The following is an 18,612-nucleotide window of genomic DNA, read 5'->3' as shown; positions in this document are numbered from 1 at the left end:
GCGGAGTGCGGAGACAAGTGGCGGGGAAGCTTCCGCTTTTGGCCGCTTCCCCGCCGAAGGACGGCTCAGCGCAGCAGCAGCTGTACGAGGGCCACGGTGCCGACCGTCACGACGACGATCCGCAGCGCCGAGGGGCTGAAGCGGCGGCCCACCTTGGCCCCGCCGTACCCGCCGAGGGCCGAGCCGATCGCCAGGAGCGCAACGGCCGTCCAGTCGAAGTCCGCGGCGAAGAGGAAGAAGAGCGCGGCGACGGTGTTCACGACGGCGGAGAGGACGTTCTTGACGCCGTTGAGGCGCTGCAGCGGCTCGTCGAGCAGCATGCCCATCAGGGACAGGTAGATGATCCCCTGCGCGGCGGTGAAGTAGCCGCCGTAGACGCTCGCCAGCGTCAGCCCGGTGAACAGCAGCGGCCCGCCGTCCCGGCGCGGCGAGGCGCCGGTCCGCTCGCGGCGGTGCTGCACCCACCTGCCGATCTGCGGCTGGAGCGCCACCAGCACCAGGGCGAGGCCCACCAGTACCGGCACGATGGTCTCGAACGCGTCCGCGGGCAGGGCGAGCAGCAGCGTGGCACCCGTCAGGCCACCGGCCAGCGCACCGGCGCTGAGCTTCAGCACGCGCCGGCGCTGACCGCTCAGTTCCTTCCGGTACCCGATGGCGCCGCTGATGGAGCCGGGGATGAGTCCGAGCGCGATGGACACCGTCGCGGTGACGGGGGAAAGGCCCGTGGCCAGCAGCACCGGGAAGGTGATCAGCGTCCCGGAGCCGACGACGCTGTTGATGGCGCCGGCCCCCACGCCCGCCGCGAACACCGCGGCCATCGCCTCGGGCGTCACGGCAGGCCGTCCGGGGCCGGCCGTGCGCGCGGCCGGAAGGTGTCTTGTGCATCTTTCACGGGGCCGACTGTACCCACCGCCGAAGTGACAGGAAGCGGTGGTTCCAACCGGTCCTGGATGAACACTTCTTGACGTGAATTCACCTGATCATGCGGTGATACGATCACCGCGTTTGCGGAGCGGGCGGATGGGTGAAAGACGGCATCTCCGACTTCCGGGACAGCCCGGGCAGCACCCCAGGTGCCGGGCGGTCCACCGGGCCGCCCGCGTGGACGGGAACTCAGCGAACCGGCCTTCAGTCGCCTGAAGAGAGTCTTATGACGGAATACACAGGGAACCCATTGCTCTGGGTCCTTCTCGTCGCCCTCGTCGCCGCCGCCGTGCTCATCGGCCGGCAGCGCGGGGCGGCACGAGCTCTGCGGCAGGAGGTCCAGGGGCTCAAGCAGCACTACACGGAGCTGGAGAACGACTACGGCAAGTCCGTGCGGGCGGCCCAGGAGCGGGCCGAGGACGAGACGAAGACCGTGCTGAAGTCGGCCATGCGGACCCTGCAGGGCCTCGCCGCCGAACAGCAGCTGGTGCTCTCCCGGCTGCAGACCAAGTACGGGGACTCGGCGCTGCTCCAGGACCTGCTGGAGATCGACCACACCAACTCGCAGTTCGGCCGGCGCGCCCAGTCCATCGCGGTGCTGTGCGACGGCTGGCTCGGCGGCCGCCGCGACACCGCCTCGGTGTACGACGTGGTGCGCAGCGCCCAGGGCCGCATCCGGCACTTCCGCCGGGTAGAGATCCTCTCCCAGGTCGACTTCGGCATCACCAGCCGTGCCGTCGAACCCGTCGCCCTGGCCCTCGCCGAGCTGCTCGACAACGCCACCAGCTACTCCAGCCCGGACACCGTCGTCGAGATCAACATCCGTACGGTGCCCAAGGGCATCTGCGTCGTCGTCGACGACGCGGGCGTCGGCATGAGCGACGAGGAGCGCGTCCGCGCCGACAGACTCCTCGCCACCGAGCGCGCCTCGGGTGTGGCGGGGCTCGGCAACCCGCCGCAGTTCGGGTTCGCGGTCATCGGCCTGCTCTGCGAGCGCTTCGGCTTCGAGGTCTCGGTGGACTCCTCGTCCCCCTACGGAGGTGTGCGCGCCGTGGTCCTGCTCCCGCACGACCTGCTCACCGCCATGCCGGAGAGGAAGGCACCCGCCGCCCCTGCCGTCCGCAACGCCGCCCGGCCCGAGGCGGACGGCGGACCGGAGGCGTCGCTCGCCCCCTCCGAGACCAGCGACGGCCTGCCCCGGCGGCGCCGCAAGCGCCCGATGGCCATCGTGCCCGGCAGCGCGGCCGCCCCGCGTACCGCCGGCCGTTCCGACGCGGAGCAGGCGCAGGTCATGGCCGCTTTCCAACGGGGCACCCAGACCGGCCGCGGCACCGGACCCCAGGACGCCGACCGGACACGCAGAACATCTGGTGCAAGCAGAGAAGGACATGAGGACTCGTGAACGACGATCTGTCATGGATGCTCGACAGCGCCCTGGAGATTCCCGGGGCCCTGCACGCGGTCCTGATCTCGGCCGACGGGCTGCTGATGGCCCGGACGCAGGACTTCGACAAGGACGACGCCGACCGGGTCGCCGCCGCGATGAGCGGCGTGCAGTCGCTCAGCCGGACCCTCGCCTTCTTCTGTGAGGACCCGAGTCAGTCCTGGCGGCAGACCCTGGTCGAGTTCGACGGCGGCTGGGTGTTCCTGATCTCCGCCGGCGAGGGCGCCTACCTCGGCGTCTCCGCCTCCCCGGACGTCGACATGGCCGACATCACCTTCCGGATGCAGCAGCTCGTCGCCCAGCTCGGCAAGCGGCTGACGACGCCGCCGCGCGAGAACCCCGGTTCCCGTTCATGACCGGCCACGACGGCTGGGAGCCCGAAGCACCGGAATTAGTACGGCCGTACGTCATCACCAAGGGCCGCGGCCTGCCCGACGAGGAACACCTCTCCCTCATCACCCTCGTCACGGCCGCCGACGGGCACGCACGGCGGCCACTGCGGCTCTCCCCCGAGGAGCAGAGCCTGCTGGACCTGTGCTCCGCCGGCTACCTGTCGGTCGCCGAGATCGCCGGGCACACCCACTTCCCGCTGGGCGTGGTGCGCATCCTGCTGGCCTCCCTGATGGAGGGCGGCCACCTCATGACCCGTCCGCCGGTGGCCCGCGCCCGCCTGGCCGACAAGGAGATCCTGGAGGAGGTGCTCAATGGGCTCCGCGCCAAGTTTGGATGAGCGGGACTACGTGCGGGGCGGGGCGACCCAGACCGCGGTGAAGATCCTCGTCGTCGGTCACTTCGCGGTGGGCAAGACCACCCTCATCGGCTCCATCTCCGAGATCGAGCCGCTGTCCACCGAGGAGACGATGACGCAGGCCGCCGAGTCGGTCGACGACCTCAAGGGGGTCCAGGGCAAGACCACGACCACGGTCGCCATGGACTTCGGGCGGCTGACCATCAGCGACCGCGTCGTGCTCTACCTGTTCGGCACCCCCGGCCAGCAGCGCTTCGTGCAGATGTGGGAGGACATGGCGCGCGGCGCGCTCGGTGCCCTGGTGCTCGTCGACCCCGAGCGGCTGGCCGACTCCTTCCCGGTCATCGACCTCATCGAGCACTACGGCCTCGACTACGCCATCGCCGTCAACCACTTCGACGGCGCTCCGCCGCGCGACGAGCGGGCCCTGCGCGAGGCCCTGGACCTGCTCGACGACACCCCCGTCGTCACCTGCGACGCCCGCGACGAGAAGTCCTCGGCCGCCGCACTGACCACCCTCGTCCGCTACTTGCTGGACCGCACCCGCTAGGAGCTGGGAGCAGACATGAACGCCCACGACACCGCCCCGGTGCCGCCCCCGGGGTGCCCGGCGCACGGCTCCGGCGCCCGAGTGCCCCTGCACGGCCCGGAGTTCGCCGCCCACCCTCAGGCGTACTACGAGTACCTGCGCCACTACGGGGCCGCCGCGCCCGTCGAACTGGCCCCGGGCGTCGAGGCCACGCTGGTCACCGACTACGCGGCGGCGCTTCAGCTGCTGCAGGACTCCGGCTCCTTCCGCAAGGACGCGCGCCGCTGGCGGGCCTTCAACGAGGGCAAGGTCGGCCCGGACAGCCCGGTCGCCCCGCTGCTCGCCTACCGGCCCAACTGCATGTTCGCTGACGGCGCCGACCACATCCGGCTGCGGCAGGCGGTCACCGACAGCATGGCGCGGGTGGACACCCGGCGGCTCAGCCGCAGCACCGAGCAGATCTCCGGCTATCTCATCTCGCAGTTCGGCTCCCGCGGCTCCGCGGACCTGCTCGGCGACTACGCCAAGCAGCTCCCGCTGTTCGTGTTCAACGAACTCTTCGGCTGCCCCGCCGGCATCGGTGACCGGGTGCTGTTCGGCATCTCCGGCATGTTCGACGGCGTCAACGCCGAGAAGGCCACCGCCGTGCTGTTCCAGGCGGTGGAGGAGCTCGTCGCGCTCAAGCGGAACAAGCCCGGCGAGGACGTCACCTCCTGGCTGATGCGGCACGAGGCGCGGCTCAGCGACGAGGAGATGGTCCATCAGCTCGCGCTGCTGCTGGGCGCGGGCGCCGAGCCGCTGCGCAACCTCATCGGCAACACCCTGCACCGGCTCCTCACCCACGAGCGGTACGCGCGCGAGGGCGGCCTGATCGACGAGGCCCTCGACGACACCCTGTGGGAGAACCCGCCGATGTCGAACTACGCGCCGCACTACCCGGCCGCCGACACGGAACTCGCCGGCCAGCAGCTCCAGGCGGGCGACCTGGTCCTGGTCAGCTTCGCGGCCGCCAACACCGGGCCGGCCCTCGAGGCCGCGCGCCAGGCCGGCAGCAACCGTGCCCACCTGGCCTGGAGTGCGGGCCCGCACGCCTGCCCGTCCAAGGAACCGGCCCGCCACATCACGGTCACCGCCATCGAGCACCTGTTCAACGAGCTGCCGGACGTCGGGCTCGCCGTGCCCGAGGACAGCCTGACGTGGCGTCCGGGCCCCTTCAACCGGGCCCTCGCCACCCTGCCCGCCCGCTTCACCCCGGTGCGCTCGGGCCGGGCCGAGGACGCGCGGCCGGGCGCCGTGACCGCCCAGCGGCAGATCTCGGAGAGCTCCGCCCGTCCGGCCGAACGCGGAGGCATGTGGAGCCAGTTCCTCAACTGGCTCACCAGGTGACATGCGCAACACCCGCCCAACCAGTCCCTCTCGCATGAAGGTTCGACGCCACGGGTAGTGAGCAACGCGGCATTCAAGTTGCTTACGAGTAAAAGGAGGTGTCGTGGAGCACATATCCACGAACGCCGCTTTCCCGCCGCCGAACCCCCCGATACCCGCCTCGCCAGGCGGGTATCTCTCTGTGCGGCCCCGGCGGGGGACGGGCCGATGAGCGCCGCACCGACGAGCGCGGACCTCGCGGGCGCACCGACCCTCGGCGCCCTGACCGGCGGCCAGCTGCGAAGACTCGGCGCGGTCGCCGGACTCTCCGCGGCCGACGCCGAGGCCTACGCCGGCGTGCTGACCGACGTCCTGGGCCCGGTGGCCGAGCGGTCCCTGAGCCTGCCGCCGCCCAACCGCACCTTCCTGTCCGACGACCACACCCCCGTGGAGTTCTCCCTCTCGTTCCAGCCGGACACGGCACCCTCCCTGCGGGTGCTCCTGGAGCCGGGCTGCGGCGCAGACAGCCTGGCTCAGGAGGGCCGCGCGGGGCTGGAGGCGGTCCGGGGAATGGCGCGGCGCTGGAACTTCTCCACCGCCGCGCTCGACGGGCTCCGGGACTTGTTCCTGCCTCCGTCCCCGCACGGGCCCCTGGCCCTGTGGATCGCCCTCGAGCTGGAACCCGGCGGCGTGCCCAAGGTCAAGGTCTACCTGAACCCGGCCGCGCGTGGGGCGGAACGTTCCGCCGCGACGGTGCGCGAGGCACTGGACCGACTGGGCCACCGGCGGGCCTTCGCGAGCCTGCCCGCCGGCAGCGGCTACCCGTTCCTCGCCCTCGACCTGGGCGACTGGGCGGAACCCCGGGCGAAGGTCTACGTCCGCCACGAGAACCTCACGGCCGGCCGGGCCGGACGGCTGTCCCGCATGATGCCGGGGCCCGGTCCCGCGGCCGTCGAGGGCTTCTACCGCACGGCCGCGGGGACCGGCCCCGACGCGACGGGACTCGGCCGGCGGCCCGGCCTGTCCTGCCACGCCTTCACCGACACCGCCTCCGCGCGGCCGAGCGGATTCACCCTGCACATCCCGGTCAGGGACTACGCCCGGCACGACGGCGAGGTCCTGGCACGGGCGTCGAGGGTGCTGCGCCACCACGGCATGGACGACTCCGTACTCGTCCGCGCCCTGGCGGCCCTCACCGAGCGTCGCCCCGAGGACGGGGTGGGCCTGATCGCCTATCTCGCCCTCGCCCACCAGCAGGGCCGCGCGCCGAGGGTGACGGCGTACCTCTCCTCGGAGGCGTACGCGGTCAGGCCGCCTGCCGTGGACGCGCCGCGCGAGCCGGTGGCGGTGCGCTGAGCGGACGTCCGGACACACCTCGGGGCTCCCGGTGCGATCCACCGGGAGCCCCGCGGACGGACACGGCGACCGGGACGCCGACGACGGCGTCCGGGGCGGTCACACGGGCAGCGACTCCTTGAACTCCGCCAGGTACGGGCCCACGTCCACCTGGATCGAGGCGCCCCGCGTCCGCCCGTAGCGCCGCACGATGGAGGTGAGGTAGGAATCGATCTCCTCCCGCATCTCCTGGGCCGCGGGCAGCGCGGCGTCCCCGTCGATGATCTGGGCCACCCACCGCGCCTGGGCCTCCACCAGCCGCGTGATGGCGCCCACGGGCCGGACCAGTCCCACGAAGAACAGTCCGGGTCGGTCGGCCGGCACGACCCGGCGGTACAGCTCGACCGACCCGTCCGCCGCCACCGGGCAGCCGGCGGGCAGGAAGGGCCAGGTCATGTGGAAGCCGGTGCAGTAGACGACCGCGTCCGCCGCCGCGGACGTGCCGTCGGTGAAGACGACCCGGTCGGCCTCGAAGGAGTCGATGGCGGGCTTGGGCGTGACCGCGCCGTGCCGGATGCGGCTGAGGATCTCGTCCGAGAGGGTCGTGGCCGAGGAGAAGACCGGGTGGTCGGGCTCGGGCAGGCCGTAGTCCGACAGCTTGCCGCGCGCGACCAGCAGGGCTTGCTCCGCCCACTGGATCCGCTCGGCGAAGGACATCTCGTTGAACCAGGGCGCTTCGGCGATCACGTCGACCGACATGCCGTAGAGCTGCTTGGGCACGATGTGCAGTCCCCGGCGCACCGAGAGGAGGGTCTCGGCGGCGTGCCGGGAGAGGTCCGCCGCGATGTCGACCGCGGAGGCGCCGAGCCCGACCACCACCACGCGCCGCCCGGCGAAGTCGGTGCCGGCGCGGTAGTCGAGGGAGTGGAGGATCCTTCCGGTGAAGGACTCGGCCCCCGTGGGGAGCGGATCGGGCAGCGCGGGGTCGGTGTGGTGGCCCGAGGCGACGACCACCCGCTCGAACCGGCGTGACGCCACGACGCCCTCGGCGTCCCGGCTGACCACGGTCCACATGCCGTCCGCCTCCTGGCTCACGGACGTCACCTCGGTCCGCAGCTCGACGTGCTCCCGTACGCCGGACCACTCGGCGAAGGACCGCAGATACGCGGCGAACTGGCTGTGCCGGGGATAGAGCGGGTACGCCTCCGGCATCGGGTAGTCCGCGTAACCCGTCAGCTGCTTGGCGGTGTTGAGGTGCAGGGACTGGTACCCGGGGCCCCGCTCGCCGGCCTCCGGCTGGCGCCAGATGCCGCCTACGTCGTCCGCCTTCTCCAGGCAGACGAAGCCGATGCCCCGCTCCCTCAGGGCATGACCCACCGCCAGCCCCGACAGACCTGCACCGATCACACACACACGCACGGGATTTCCCCTCAGGACGGACTCGACCTCCCCCGATCATGCACTCACTGCCCATCCATGCCTCGCCGCACACCAGTACGGGAGAGGAACGGACGTGTCCGTCCTCACGTTTCTCCCCGCCGGCGCTCAGGTCCCGCGCTGGTCGCTCACCCTGCGGATCTTGCCGAGTGAGCGCTCCAGGGTCTCCGGCTCGACGATCTCCACCTCGACGGTCACGCCCACACCGTCCTTGACGCCCTGTCCGATCGCCCGCGCGGCGGCCTCGCGCTGCTCGGGGCCGGCGCCGGGGCGGGCCTCCACCCGCACGGTCATGTGGTCCATGCGGCCGCGCTCGGTGAGCCGGATCTGGAAGTGCGGCGCGACGCCGGGCGTGCGCAGCACGATCTCCTCGACCTGGGTGGGGAAGACGTTCACCCCACGCAGGATGATCATGTCGTCGCAGCGGCCGGTGACCTTGCTCATCCGGCGGAAGGCGGGCCGCGCGGTGCCCGGCAGCAGCCGGGACAGGTCGCGGGTGCGGTAGCGGATGACCGGGAGCGCCTGCTTGGTGAGGGAGGTGAAGACGATCTCGCCCTCCTCGCCCTCGGCCAGGACCGCGTCCGTGAGCGGGTCCACCACCTCGGGGTAGAAGTGGTCCTCCCACACGTGCAGCCCGTCCTTGGTCTCGACGCACTCCTGAGCCACACCGGGGCCGATCACCTCGGACAACCCGTATATGTCGACCGCGTGGATGTCCATCCGCTCCTCGATCTCGCGGCGCATCTCCTCGGTCCACGGCTCGGCGCCGAAGATGCCGACCTCGAGGGAGGTGCCGCGCGGATCGACGCCCTGGCGTTCGAACTCGTCGAGCAGGGTGAGCATGTAGGACGGCGTGACCATGATGATCTCGGGCCGGAAGTCCTGGATGATCTGCACCTGCCGGGCCGTCATGCCGCCGGAGGCCGGGATCACCGTGCACCCGGCGCGTTCGGCGCCGTAGTGCGCGCCCAGGCCGCCGGTGAACAGGCCGTAGCCGTAGGAGATGTGCACCTTGTGGCCGGGCCGGCCGCCCGCGGCGCGGATGGAGCGGGCGATCACGTCCGCCCACATGGACAGGTCGTCGTCCGTGTAACCGACGACGGTGGCCCGGCCGGTGGTGCCGCTGGAGGCGTGCACGCGCCGCACCTCGGACATCGGGACGGCGAACATGCCGAAGGGGTAGGTGTCCCGCAGGTCGGCCTTGGTGGTGAAGGGGAACCGGGAGAGGTCCGCCAGGCCGCGGCAGTCGTCGGGCGTGACCCCGGCGGCGTCGAACTTCTTGCGGTACAGCTCGACGTTGTCGTAGGCGTGCCGCAAGGTGGCGCGCAGCCGGTCGAGCTGGAGCTCGGCGAGCTGCTCCCGGGACAGCCGCTCGGCGTCGTCCAGGAGGTCGTGGGGGAGGGGCTCGCCCCGGCGCGGTGCCGGGACCGGCCCGGGCGTCGGCTCGCTGCTCATCGCGACTCCTTCGTCGTCGTACCCTGCGTCTCGCGCGCCGTGGTGTCCCGCACGCTGCGGCTGCGTCCGCGGAACTCGGCGATCACCTCCGCGCCGCGCCGCACGGTCACGTCGTAGACGCCGCTGCGGCCGAACCGGGCGCGTTCCTCGGCCCTGGCCACGAGCACGTCGCCCTCGCGGGCGGGCGCAACGAACACGATGTCGGCACCCGCGGCGACGGTCACGGGGCCGTGGCTGTTGCAGGCGCAGGCGAAAGCGGTGTCGGCAAGCAGGAACAGATAGCCGCCGTGGGCGATCCCGTGCCCGTTCACCATCGACGGGGTCACGGCCATACGGAGAACCGCGGTGCCCTCGCCGTGCTCGACCAGTTCGATGCCCAGCCGCCGGGACGCCTCGTCCGCGCAGAACATCACCTCCGTGGGCGTCTGCTCCGTGGCCTGCGACACCTGTCCCACCACCTTGTCTCCCGAGTCTCCCGACCGACCATTCGGTCAGCGCGCGGCTCGGCCCAGTAATCCAGCCGTGGGGTCGCCCTGTCAAGAGTGTGACCGGCGGGGCCCCGGGGTCTTGCCCGGCGCACGGAAAGGCACCACACTGATACCGAACGAATGGTCGGTTGGGAAGCTGGTGACGATGACCACGACAGACGCCGCCGAGGCGCCGCCCCCTCAGCCCTTGCAGGAGCACTTCGACGCGACGATCGCGCGCGACCAGCGCGTCGAGCCGCGCGACTGGATGCCCGAGGGCTACCGCAAGACGCTGATCCGCCAGATCGCCCAGCACGCGCACTCGGAGATCATCGGCATGCAGCCGGAGGGCGAGTGGATCACCCGCGCGCCCTCGCTGCGCCGCAAGGCGATCCTGTTCGCCAAGGTCCAGGACGAGGCCGGCCACGGGCTCTACCTGTACTCGGCGGCCGAGACGCTGGGCGCCGACCGCGCGGATCTCACCGAGCGGCTGATCGACGGACGCCAGAAGTACTCGTCGATCTTCAACTACCCGACGCTCAGCTTCGCCGACGTCGGCGTCATCGGCTGGTTCGTGGACGGCGCCGCGATCTGCAACCAGGTGCCGCTGTGCCGCAGCTCCTACGGGCCGTACGCGCGCGCGATGGTGCGCATCTGCAAGGAGGAGTCCTTCCACCAGCGCCAGGGCTACGAGCTGCTGATGACGATGATGCGCGGCACCGACGCCCAGCGCGCGATGGTCCAGGACGCCGTGGACCGCTGGTGGTGGCCGTCCCTGATGATGTTCGGTCCGCCCGACGACGCCTCGCCCAACTCGGCGCGGTCGATGGCCTGGAAGATCAAGCGGCACAGCAACGACGAGCTGCGGCAGCGCTTCGTCGACATGACCGTCCCGCAGGCCGAGAAGCTCGGCGTCACCCTGCCCGACCCTCGGCTGCGCTGGAACGAGGAGCGCGGGCACCACGACTTCGGCACCCCCGACTGGGACGAGCTGATGCGCGTCATCAAGGGCGACGGCCCGTGCAACGCACAGCGGATCCAGCGGCGGCGGACCGCCCACGAGGAGGGCGCCTGGGTGCGCGAGGCGGCCACCGCCCACGCCGCCAAGCGGGCCGCCCGCGCGGAGAAGGGAGCGGCGGCATGAGCGCCGAGAAGCCGGAGAAGCAGGGCTGGCCGCTGTACGAGGTGTTCGTGCGCGGCAAGCGCGGCCTCAACCACGTCCACGTCGGCTCGTTGCACGCCGCCGACGACGCGATGGCCCTCACCCACGCCCGCGACCTCTACACCCGGCGCAACGAGGGCGTGAGCATCTGGGTCGTGCGCTCCGAGCACATCGCCGCCTCCACCCGCGACGAGAAGGACCCGTTCTTCGCCCCCAGCGCCGACAAGGTCTACCGGCACCCCACCTTCTACGACATCCCCGACGACGTCCCGCACATCTAGGAGCAGGGCATGAGTGACGACCACGTCTACCTGACCCTGGCCGAGGGACACGAGGACGACACCCGCTGGGCCTACGGCACCGGCTTCGAGGACCCGCTGCACGGCGTGGACACCACCGTGCCGGAGGACGTCGACGCCGGTGAACTGGCCGCCGAGTGCGTGGCGCTCGCCGACGACGCCCTGGTGAGCGCCCAGCGGCTCGCCGAGTGGGTCACGCGCGCGCCCGAGCTGGAGGAGGAGGTGGCGCTGGCCAACATCGGCCTCGACCTCCTCGGCCAGGCCCGCCTGCTCTACTCCCGCGCCGGCCAGGTCGACGGCACCGGCCGGGACGAGGACGCCTACGCCTACTTCCGGGACCCCGAAGACTTCCGCAACGTACGCCTGGCCGAACTGCCCGGCGGCGACTTCGCCTTCGCGATCGTGCGGCTGCTGGTGCTCTCCAGCTGGCGCCTGGCCCACTTCCAGCGGCTGGCGGCCCACCCGGACCCGGTTCTCTCGGCGGTCGCGGCCAAGGGCGTCAAGGAACTGACCTACCACCGGCAGTACGCCGCCGAGTGGGCCGTGCGCCTGGGTGACGGCACCGACGAGTCGCACCGCAGGATGCGCGCGGCGCTGGAGCAGGTCGCCCCCTACGTCGACGAGCTGCACGCCACCCACGACGTGCGCGAGGAGGTCGCCGACGTGCTCCGGCAGGTCACCGAGGCAGCCGGGCTGCCCCTGCCCGTGTACCGCCCGCTGCCCGGCTCCGGCCGCGCCGGCGAGCACACCGAGCACCTGGTGCCGCTCCTCACCGAGCTGCAGGGCATCGCCCGCGCCCACCCGGAGGCGACATGGTGACCGCACTCCTCGACGCCCGTTGCGCCCGGCACATCGCCGAGCAGGTCCCCGACCCCGAGCTGCCCATGCTGACCCTGGCCGACCTCGGCGTGCTGCGGGACGTCGAGGTGACCGGAGAGGGCACGGTCGTCGCGAGCCTCACCCCCACCTACTCGGGGTGCCCGGCGATGGCCGAGATGCGGGCCGACGTCGCCGCCCGGCTGCGGGCAGCGGGGTACGGCCGGGTGGAGATCCGCACGGTCCTCGACCCGCCCTGGACCAGCGACTGGATCACCGAGTCCGGCCGCCGCAAGCTCGCCGAACACGGCATCGCCCCGCCCGGCGCCGCACCCCGCGGCCCCGTCCCCCTCGTCCTGTCGCCCACCCGGCCCGCGGTGCCCTGCCCCCGCTGCGGCTCGCGGGACACCGAGGAGACCTCCCGCTTCGCCGCCACGTCCTGCAAGGCGCTGTGGCGCTGCCGGGCCTGCCGCGAGCCGTTCGAGCACGTCAAGGAGATCTGATGGCCCCGACCGCCCCCGCCTCGGCGTCCGCCGCCGCACCGGCGGTACGCACGCGACGCCGCCTGGCCTTCCACCGTCTGCGCGTCGCCGCCGTCGAGCGGCTGTGCGCGGACGCGGCGGCCGTGAGCTTCGAGGTCCCGGACGGGCTGGCCGAGGAGTTCGCCTTCGCGCCCGGCCAGTCGCTGACCCTGCGCCGCGAGGTCGACGGCCGGGACGAGCGCCGCTCGTACTCGATCTGCTCGCCCGCCGGCTCCGTCCCGCGCATCGGCGTCCGGGTGGTCCCCGGCGGCCTGTTCTCGTCGTGGCTGGTGAACGAGGTGCGGCCGGGCGACACCGTGGAGGTGATGGCCCCCACCGGCCTCTTCACGCCCGACCTGTCGACCCCCGGCCACCACGTGCTGGTCGCGGCCGGCTCGGGCGTCACACCCATGATGTCCATCGCCGAGTCGGTGCTGGCCGCCGACGACCGCTCGACGGTCACCCTCTTCTACGGCAACCGCCGCACCGGCACGGTGATGTTCGCCGACGAACTGGCGGACCTGAAGGATCTGTACCCCACCCGCTTCCACCTCGCCCACGTGCTCTCCCGCGAACCCCGCGAGGCCGAGGTGCTCTCCGGACGCCTGGACGCCGGTCGGCTGGCGGCGCTCGTCGACTCCCTGGTCGACGTGGAGCGGGCGGACCACTGGTGGCTGTGCGGCCCGCAGGGCATGGTCGCCGACGCCCAGCGGGTCCTGGCCGGCCTCGGCGTCCCGCCGGACCGCGTCCACCGGGAGCTGTTCTTCGCCGAGGACGAGCCCGTGCGGGAGGTCCGGCACGAGGAGACCGGTCCCCAGGGTCCCGTCAGCGAGGTCGTCGTCACGCTGGACGGCCGCTCCACCACCTCCTCCCTGTCCCGGGAGCGGACCATCCTCGACGGCGCCCAGCAGACCCGTCCCGACCTGCCCTTCGCCTGCAAGGGCGGCGTCTGCGGCACCTGCCGCGCCCTGGTCACCGACGGCCGGGCCGACATGCGCCGCAACTTCGCCCTGGAGGACGCGGAGGTGGCCGCCGGGTACGTCCTGACCTGCCAGTCCTACCCGGTCACCGAGAAGCTGACCGTGGACTACGACAGCTGAGGAACCCGTGGGGTCCGGCGGTCGTGGGAAGACTGTGAACGCAATGATCGAAGGGGCGGCTCCGGTTCCGGCGCGTTCGTGACATCGCGGCTCGCGGCGCGACTTCGCGCGCGCAGCACGCACAGGAGCCGCCCGTGCCCACACCCCGGCCAGCCACCCGTGTCCCTGGGCCGCGTCCCGCCGACTGCCCGGCCGAACTGGCCGGCAAGGCACGCTGCCGCACCGGTCTTCGCCGGCAGAACCCCGGTGACATGGCGGGTGTTGCCCGCCATCGCGGTCACTCAGGGACGGGCGCCCGGCACGCCCGGCAGGGCGACGTCGCGCATGGCCGCGACGAAGCGGGCCAGGTCCCGGGCCGACGGCCCGGGACCTGGCCCGGGCCAGCGGCTCGGGCGCGGTCAGCGCACCCGCCTCCGGGAGGCCTCCGCCGTCACTTCCCCGGCTCCGACCGCCCGCCAGCGGCAGCCGTACGGCCATGTCGCCCAGCCGGTACATCGCGTCGACCGTGCCGCCGGGGGAAAGCGCTCGACGGGCAGTCCCCTCCACCGAGGGAACTGCCCGTCGACCAACCGCCGTACGAGACCGGTCCGGGCGGTTCAGACGCCGAACTCCGACGGCGGCACGCCGAGAGCGGTGCAGGCCTCGCGGATCGCGTACTGCTCGGACGGCTCGAAGACTCCGTCGGCACCGGCGATGACCATGCCGGTCTGGATGACGGCCCGGGCCTCCGCGGGCTTCTTGGCGGCCTTGGCGATCACCTGAAGCGCCTCGCTCCTGCCCAGCTCGAAGTTGGCGAGGAGCTTGTCCACGTGCTGGTTGAAACGCTGGCGGAGCTGGTCGGCGGGGAAGTTCTGCAGCACCTCGTTGGAGACGATCAGCTCCTCCACGCGCTGGCGCTCCGCCGGCTCCACCTGGCCGTCGGCCGCGGCGACCAGCGCGCACATGGCCATGCTGGCGTCCCGGTAGGCACCGCTCTTGAGCTCGGTCTTGACCGACGCCAGCTGGGACTTGAACAGCCCGATCAGCTGTGCCTTGGAACCTCCCGAGGACGACGACCCCGACCCGCCGGCGCCCTGCTGCCCGTACCCCTGCTGTCCGTACCCCTGCTGTCCGTGACCGCTTGCTCCCCGAGTGCCCTGGGACTGCTGGAAGGTCTTGGCCTGGTCCTTGATCTTGTCCCACATCGCCACTCGTGCCACCTCGGCTTCTGTTGCTGTGTATCCGTCTTGACTCTCACCAGCTTGAACGCCCTTGGGAGCCACGGGGTTCCCGAAAGGCAAAGGCGAAGCAAAGTGTCTCACGGCGGTGGCGCGGCCTTCGGGACTTCTCGGTCACCAAAGGGTTCCTCAGTCACCGAAAAGTGCGTTCTTCCATGTCAGGCCGCACTCTCCTACGGTTTCCGAGCAACCGAAGGAGACGACACATGGCCATCACCCTGGTGAACCCCGAAGGACTGCCGGAGATCGACGTCTACCGGCAGGTGTCCGTCGCCGCCGGATCGAAGCTGGTCTTCGTCGCCGGCCAGGTCGCGTGGGACGCCGACGGCAGGACGGTCGGTGCGGGCGATCTCGCCGCGCAGACCGAGCGGTGCTACCTCAACGTCGCCACCGCCCTCGCCGCGGCCGGCGCCTCCTTCGCGGACGTGGCGAAACTGAACGTCCAGGTCGTCGACTGGACCCCCGACAAGATGCCCCAGCTGCTGGAGGGCATCGCCCGCGCGTCCGCGGTGCTGGGAACGACCCCGGTGCCGCCCGCCACGCTCACGGGCGTCGCGGCGCTGGACGTGCCCGAGCACCTGATCGAGGTCGAGGCCACCGCGGTCGTCGACTGACGCGTGCCCCTACCCGCCGGCCGCTCCCGCGGACCCGCGCTCCTGCTCGCCGCAGGCCCCGCTCGCCCTGCGGACGGCGCCGGCGTCCGGTTCCGAAGTGCCGGTGCGGCGGCGGCAGTCCGGGTCGTGGCCCGTGCCCAGCGAGGTCCACCACCGCTCGCAGCAGCCGCTCGTGGATCCGCGGGCGGCGGCCGGCCGGGTGCACTCGGGGCCGTGCGCGGCCCCGTAGGAGTGCTGCCAGAACGCGCAGCACGGCGCCGGCGCGACGAGGGGCCGCCGTGACCGGGAGCGGGCCAGGCGCTCGGCACGCCGCGCCCGCGCGAGCCGCAGCCGGTGCTCCGTCCGCGCACGGGCGGCGCACCACGCGAACACGGCGGCGGCGTACAGGCCCGGCACGGCGAGCCAGGGGTGGCGGGTGGCCGCGTAGCCGGCGGCGGCGAGCAGCAGAACGGCGGCGGCACGGCACGCGCGGGCGGTGCGCAGGCTCGGCGTCACGGGAACTCCCGTCGGTCGGCGTGGGAGGGGCTCGGGACATCCGTATGCCCCCGGTCCGCCGGTCTACGTGCGCCCGGCGGAACCGACAGCGCCGTCCTCGGACGGGGCGGCGCCGGAAAACCCGTTGCGGTCACCCACCGTCAACCCCAACCCTGCACTCATGTCCCCAGCTTCCGTGCGACCGGCCACCCTCGCCGACGCCCCCGCCATCACCGGCCTGCTCAACGAGATCGACCGGATCGAGATCGGCCGGCCCGAGACCGACCAGCACACCGTCGAAGCCGATCTGAAACACCCGGAGACCGACCTGACGCGCGACTCGTGGCTGGCCTTCGACGACGGGCGGCTCGTGGCCTACGGCCTGCTGTGGGACGAGTCGGGCGGCGAACGCGTCGACATCGACCACTACGTGCTGCCCGGCCACCAGGCGACCGGACTGCGGGTCCTCGCGGCCATGGAGGCCCGTGCCCTGGCCAAGGCGCGGGACAACGGGGCGGAGCGGGCCGTCGTCCACCTCCACCTCAACACCCGGCCCACGACCGACACCGGACTGCTCACCGACCGCGGCTGGAGCGTCGTACGGCGCTACCACGTGCTGCGGCGCGCGGTGGACCCGGCGAGCGACCTCGCGCCCGAGCCGCCGGCGGGAGTGCGGGTGCGGGCCTGCGCCACGGAGGCCGACCGCCTGCGGGTGCACGAGCTCTACCAGCGGGCGTTCGCGGACCACTTCGACTTCCAGCCGCGTGAGTACGCACTGTGGCTCAGCGACATCGACGCCGAGCGACTGGACTGGTCCCTCGTGTGGATCGCCGAGACCGACGACCTCGGCGACGCCGGGTTCCTGCTGGCCCGCGACGACCGTGAGGCCATGGGCTGGATCCGCGCCATCGGCGTCCTGGCCGAGGCCCGCGGCCGCGGCCTCGGCGGATTCCTGCTGCGGCACGCCTTCGCCCGCTTCGCGGCGCGGGGCCGGGACACGGTGGGCCTCGGCGTCGACACCGCCAACGCCACGGGTGCCCCGCGGCTCTACGGCCGCAGCGGCATGTCGGTCCACTACGCGGTCGACACCTGGGAGGCCGTGCTCGTCTGAGACCCGCGTGCCCCGCCAGGGCCTGTCTGAGACAGGCCCTAAAACGCGTCCCGCTCCGCGCCCTCTTCCCGGCCGCCCGTGGCCCGCTTCTGAGCGTGGTGGCCCAGGGCGGCCCTGCGGCTGGCCGCCAGGTGGTGCAGGACGAGTTCCTGCACCCGTTCGACGTCCCGCTCGGCGATGGCCTGGTACAGGGCCTCGTGTTCCAGCGCCACGGCCAGCAGGTCGTCGTGCTGGCCCAGGAGCCACCGCAGCCGGCTGCGCAGCACCCGTTCGAGTTCGTTGAGCAGCTCGTTGGCGGCCAGCGAGACGACCGTCTCGTGGAAGTCGGCCGCCGCCCGCCGCGCCCGCACCGCGTCACCCGCGCGCGCCGCCTCCAGCTCCGCGTCCACCGTCGCGCGCAGCCTCTCCAGCCCTTCACGCGTGTGCCGTTGCGCGGCGAGCCGGAAGCCCAGGGTCTCCAGGCCCGAGCGCACCTCGTCCAGGTCCGCGATGTCGCTGGTCGTGAACTCCCGCACCACCGCCCAGGTGCGCGGCCTCGGCGTCACCAGCCCCTCGGAGACCAGGGTCTTGAGGGCTTCCCGCACCGGCAGCCGGCTCACCCCGAGCGTCTCGGCCAGCTCGCGTTCGACCAGGCGGCTGCCCGGCCGCCGGACACCGTCGACGATCTCGTCGCGCAACTGCCGTGTGACCCGCTCGGACTCGGGCGTGAAGCCCCCTGACGCAGTCATCGCCGTCCTTCGTCCGTCTTCCCGTTCCGAGCCACGCCGACCGGGCGGTGCGGCGCGTCGGTCGGGCGGCCCGTCAGAATACCCCGGGACCGGTCGCGGCCCGTGGAGCGGGGGACGGCGCGGGCGGGGTCAGCCGGCCTTCGGGGGCCAGTTGACGATCCGCTTGGTGCGCGGACGGGCGTAGGTGCGCACCTTGGACGTGGACAGACCCAGCCGGACCAGCGACTCGGCGATCGTCACTGCTGCGGCGACCCCGTCGACCACGGGGACACCGGTCCGCTCCACCACGCGTTCGGCGAGACCGGCCATGCCGCCGCAGCCGAGGCAGATCACCTCGGCCCGGTCGTCCTCGACCGCGCGGGCGGCCTGCTCGGTGATGGCCTCCACGGCCGCCCGCTCGTCCCGCTCCAGCGCGAGCACGGCGAGCCCGCTGGCCCGCACCGAGGCGCACCGGGCACTCAGGCCCGCCACCTCCAGCCGCTCCTCGATCAGCGGGACCGTCCGGTCCAGGGTGGTGACGACGGAGTACCGGCGGCCCAGGAACCGCGCCGTGCTCGCCGCGGCCTCGGTGATGTCGACGACGGGGACGTCGAGCAGTTCCTGCAGTCCCTCCCTGCCGTGTTCGCCGTATCCGGCCTGGATCACCGCGTCGAAGGGCTCCGGGTGGGCCCGCACGGTCTCCATGACGGCGACCGCCGCCAGGTAGCTCTCGTAGTTGCCCTCGACGGACTCCGCGCCGAAGGAGGGGGTCAACGGGACGATCTCGGTGCCCGGCGAGGCGGCGAGCGCCGCCTGCTTGCCGATCGCGTCGGTGATGGACTGCGTGGTGTTGACGTTGACCACGAGGATGCGCATGAAGGGGCCTT

The 18,612-nt window shown here is 72.5% G+C and carries 21 protein-coding genes; 13 read left to right on the top strand and 8 right to left on the bottom strand.

The annotated features are described in order from the left end of the window. Nucleotides 1-65: 65 nt before the first annotated feature. Nucleotides 66-818: a sulfite exporter TauE/SafE family protein gene (locus M6G08_RS27695; RefSeq protein ID WP_272591449.1), complete on the bottom strand. Its 753-nt coding sequence runs from the start codon at nucleotides 816-818 to the stop codon at nucleotides 66-68. A gap of 332 nt (nucleotides 819-1,150) precedes the next feature. On the opposite strand from M6G08_RS27695, the gene M6G08_RS27690 reads away from it, so the two are divergent. From M6G08_RS27690 to M6G08_RS27665, 6 genes are all read left to right on the top strand, one after another. After that, nucleotides 1,151-2,326, top strand: coding sequence for an ATP-binding protein (locus M6G08_RS27690; RefSeq protein ID WP_272589845.1), 1,176 nt, complete (start codon nucleotides 1,151-1,153; stop codon nucleotides 2,324-2,326). Next, nucleotides 2,323-2,724, top strand: a complete 402-nt coding sequence (locus M6G08_RS27685) for a roadblock/LC7 domain-containing protein (protein WP_272589844.1) — start codon at nucleotides 2,323-2,325, stop codon at nucleotides 2,722-2,724. The genes M6G08_RS27690 and M6G08_RS27685 overlap by 4 nt, the downstream gene beginning before the upstream one ends. Next, nucleotides 2,721-3,098: a DUF742 domain-containing protein gene (locus M6G08_RS27680; RefSeq protein WP_272589843.1), complete on the top strand. Its 378-nt coding sequence runs from the start codon at nucleotides 2,721-2,723 to the stop codon at nucleotides 3,096-3,098. Before M6G08_RS27685 ends, M6G08_RS27680 begins: the two co-directional genes overlap by 4 nt. Continuing rightward, complete coding sequence (locus tag M6G08_RS27675) at nucleotides 3,073-3,666, top strand: GTP-binding protein (RefSeq protein ID WP_272589842.1); 594 nt, start codon at nucleotides 3,073-3,075, stop codon at nucleotides 3,664-3,666. Before M6G08_RS27680 ends, M6G08_RS27675 begins: the two co-directional genes overlap by 26 nt. 15 nt (nucleotides 3,667-3,681) lie before the next feature. Further along, nucleotides 3,682-5,031: a cytochrome P450 gene (locus M6G08_RS27670; protein ID WP_272589841.1), complete on the top strand. Its 1,350-nt coding sequence runs from the start codon at nucleotides 3,682-3,684 to the stop codon at nucleotides 5,029-5,031. Nucleotides 5,032-5,238: 207 nt separating this feature from the next. Beyond that, nucleotides 5,239-6,366 carry a tryptophan dimethylallyltransferase family protein gene (locus tag M6G08_RS27665; RefSeq protein ID WP_272589840.1) on the top strand — a complete coding sequence of 376 codons (1,128 nt, stop codon included), beginning with the start codon at nucleotides 5,239-5,241 and terminating at the stop codon, nucleotides 6,364-6,366. Between the two features lie 99 nt (nucleotides 6,367-6,465). On the opposite strand, the gene M6G08_RS27660 is transcribed toward M6G08_RS27665, so the two are convergent. The 3 genes from M6G08_RS27660 to paaI all read right to left on the bottom strand — a co-directional run bounded on the left by M6G08_RS27660 (nucleotide 6,466) and on the right by paaI (nucleotide 9,647). Then, entirely contained in the window at nucleotides 6,466-7,764 is a 1,299-nt protein-coding gene (locus M6G08_RS27660) for a flavin-containing monooxygenase (RefSeq protein WP_272589839.1), read from the bottom strand. Nucleotides 7,765-7,890: 126 nt separating this feature from the next. Further along, the gene (gene paaK, locus M6G08_RS27655; RefSeq protein ID WP_272589838.1) at nucleotides 7,891-9,237 is read right to left on the bottom strand and encodes a phenylacetate--CoA ligase PaaK; all 1,347 of its coding nucleotides are present in this window, start codon (nucleotides 9,235-9,237) and stop codon (nucleotides 7,891-7,893) included. Next, nucleotides 9,234-9,647 (bottom strand): hydroxyphenylacetyl-CoA thioesterase PaaI, encoded by a 414-nt coding sequence (paaI, locus tag M6G08_RS27650; RefSeq protein ID WP_443049023.1) that lies wholly within the window; start codon nucleotides 9,645-9,647, stop codon nucleotides 9,234-9,236. The genes paaK and paaI overlap by 4 nt, the downstream gene beginning before the upstream one ends. 223 nt (nucleotides 9,648-9,870) lie before the next feature. Between paaI and paaA the strand changes: the two genes are divergently transcribed. The 5 genes from paaA to paaE are packed head-to-tail and all read left to right on the top strand — an operon-like array spanning nucleotide 9,871 to nucleotide 13,602. After that, a complete protein-coding gene (gene paaA, locus M6G08_RS27645; protein ID WP_272589836.1) occupies nucleotides 9,871-10,848 on the top strand; it encodes a 1,2-phenylacetyl-CoA epoxidase subunit PaaA in 978 nt (325 codons plus the stop codon). Continuing rightward, nucleotides 10,845-11,147, top strand: a complete 303-nt coding sequence (gene paaB, locus M6G08_RS27640; protein ID WP_272589835.1) for a 1,2-phenylacetyl-CoA epoxidase subunit PaaB — start codon at nucleotides 10,845-10,847, stop codon at nucleotides 11,145-11,147. The genes paaA and paaB overlap by 4 nt, the downstream gene beginning before the upstream one ends. Before the next feature lie 9 nt (nucleotides 11,148-11,156). Next, on the top strand, nucleotides 11,157-11,984 hold the full coding sequence (paaC, locus tag M6G08_RS27635; protein WP_272589834.1) for a 1,2-phenylacetyl-CoA epoxidase subunit PaaC: 828 nt from the start codon (nucleotides 11,157-11,159) through the stop codon (nucleotides 11,982-11,984). After that, entirely contained in the window at nucleotides 11,978-12,484 is a 507-nt protein-coding gene (gene paaD, locus M6G08_RS27630; protein ID WP_272589833.1) for a 1,2-phenylacetyl-CoA epoxidase subunit PaaD, read from the top strand. Before paaC ends, paaD begins: the two co-directional genes overlap by 7 nt. Continuing rightward, the gene (gene paaE, locus M6G08_RS27625; protein ID WP_272589832.1) at nucleotides 12,484-13,602 is read left to right on the top strand and encodes a 1,2-phenylacetyl-CoA epoxidase subunit PaaE; all 1,119 of its coding nucleotides are present in this window, start codon (nucleotides 12,484-12,486) and stop codon (nucleotides 13,600-13,602) included. The genes paaD and paaE overlap by 1 nt, the downstream gene beginning before the upstream one ends. A gap of 596 nt (nucleotides 13,603-14,198) precedes the next feature. On the opposite strand, the gene M6G08_RS27620 is transcribed toward paaE, so the two are convergent. Further along, nucleotides 14,199-14,792, bottom strand: coding sequence for a tellurite resistance TerB family protein (locus M6G08_RS27620; protein ID WP_272591448.1), 594 nt, complete (start codon nucleotides 14,790-14,792; stop codon nucleotides 14,199-14,201). Between the two features lie 233 nt (nucleotides 14,793-15,025). Here M6G08_RS27620 and M6G08_RS27615 point away from each other — a divergent pair, with 233 nt between their 5' ends. Continuing rightward, a complete protein-coding gene (locus M6G08_RS27615; protein WP_272589831.1) occupies nucleotides 15,026-15,433 on the top strand; it encodes a RidA family protein in 408 nt (135 codons plus the stop codon). Between the two features lie 9 nt (nucleotides 15,434-15,442). Here M6G08_RS27615 and M6G08_RS27610 read toward each other — a convergent pair whose 3' ends face one another. Further along, on the bottom strand, nucleotides 15,443-15,928 hold the full coding sequence (locus M6G08_RS27610) for a hypothetical protein (RefSeq protein ID WP_272589830.1): 486 nt from the start codon (nucleotides 15,926-15,928) through the stop codon (nucleotides 15,443-15,445). Nucleotides 15,929-16,088: 160 nt separating this feature from the next. Between M6G08_RS27610 and M6G08_RS27605 the strand changes: the two genes are divergently transcribed. Further along, complete coding sequence (locus M6G08_RS27605) at nucleotides 16,089-17,018, top strand: GNAT family N-acetyltransferase (RefSeq protein WP_272589829.1); 930 nt, start codon at nucleotides 16,089-16,091, stop codon at nucleotides 17,016-17,018. 38 nt (nucleotides 17,019-17,056) lie between these two features. On the opposite strand, the gene M6G08_RS27600 is transcribed toward M6G08_RS27605, so the two are convergent. Together M6G08_RS27600 and M6G08_RS27595 are read right to left on the bottom strand one after the other, a co-directional pair. Then, nucleotides 17,057-17,746: a GntR family transcriptional regulator gene (locus tag M6G08_RS27600; RefSeq protein WP_272589828.1), complete on the bottom strand. Its 690-nt coding sequence runs from the start codon at nucleotides 17,744-17,746 to the stop codon at nucleotides 17,057-17,059. A gap of 129 nt (nucleotides 17,747-17,875) precedes the next feature. After that, a complete protein-coding gene (locus M6G08_RS27595) occupies nucleotides 17,876-18,601 on the bottom strand; it encodes an aspartate/glutamate racemase family protein (protein WP_272589827.1) in 726 nt (241 codons plus the stop codon). Between the last annotated feature and the right edge of the window lie 11 nt (nucleotides 18,602-18,612).

This window comes from Streptomyces sp. M92 (assembly GCF_028473745.1).
Classification (GTDB): domain Bacteria; phylum Actinomycetota; class Actinomycetes; order Streptomycetales; family Streptomycetaceae; genus Streptomyces.
The sequence above is the reverse complement of the archived record's forward strand: the minus strand, read 5'-3'. Positions and strand labels throughout refer to the sequence as shown.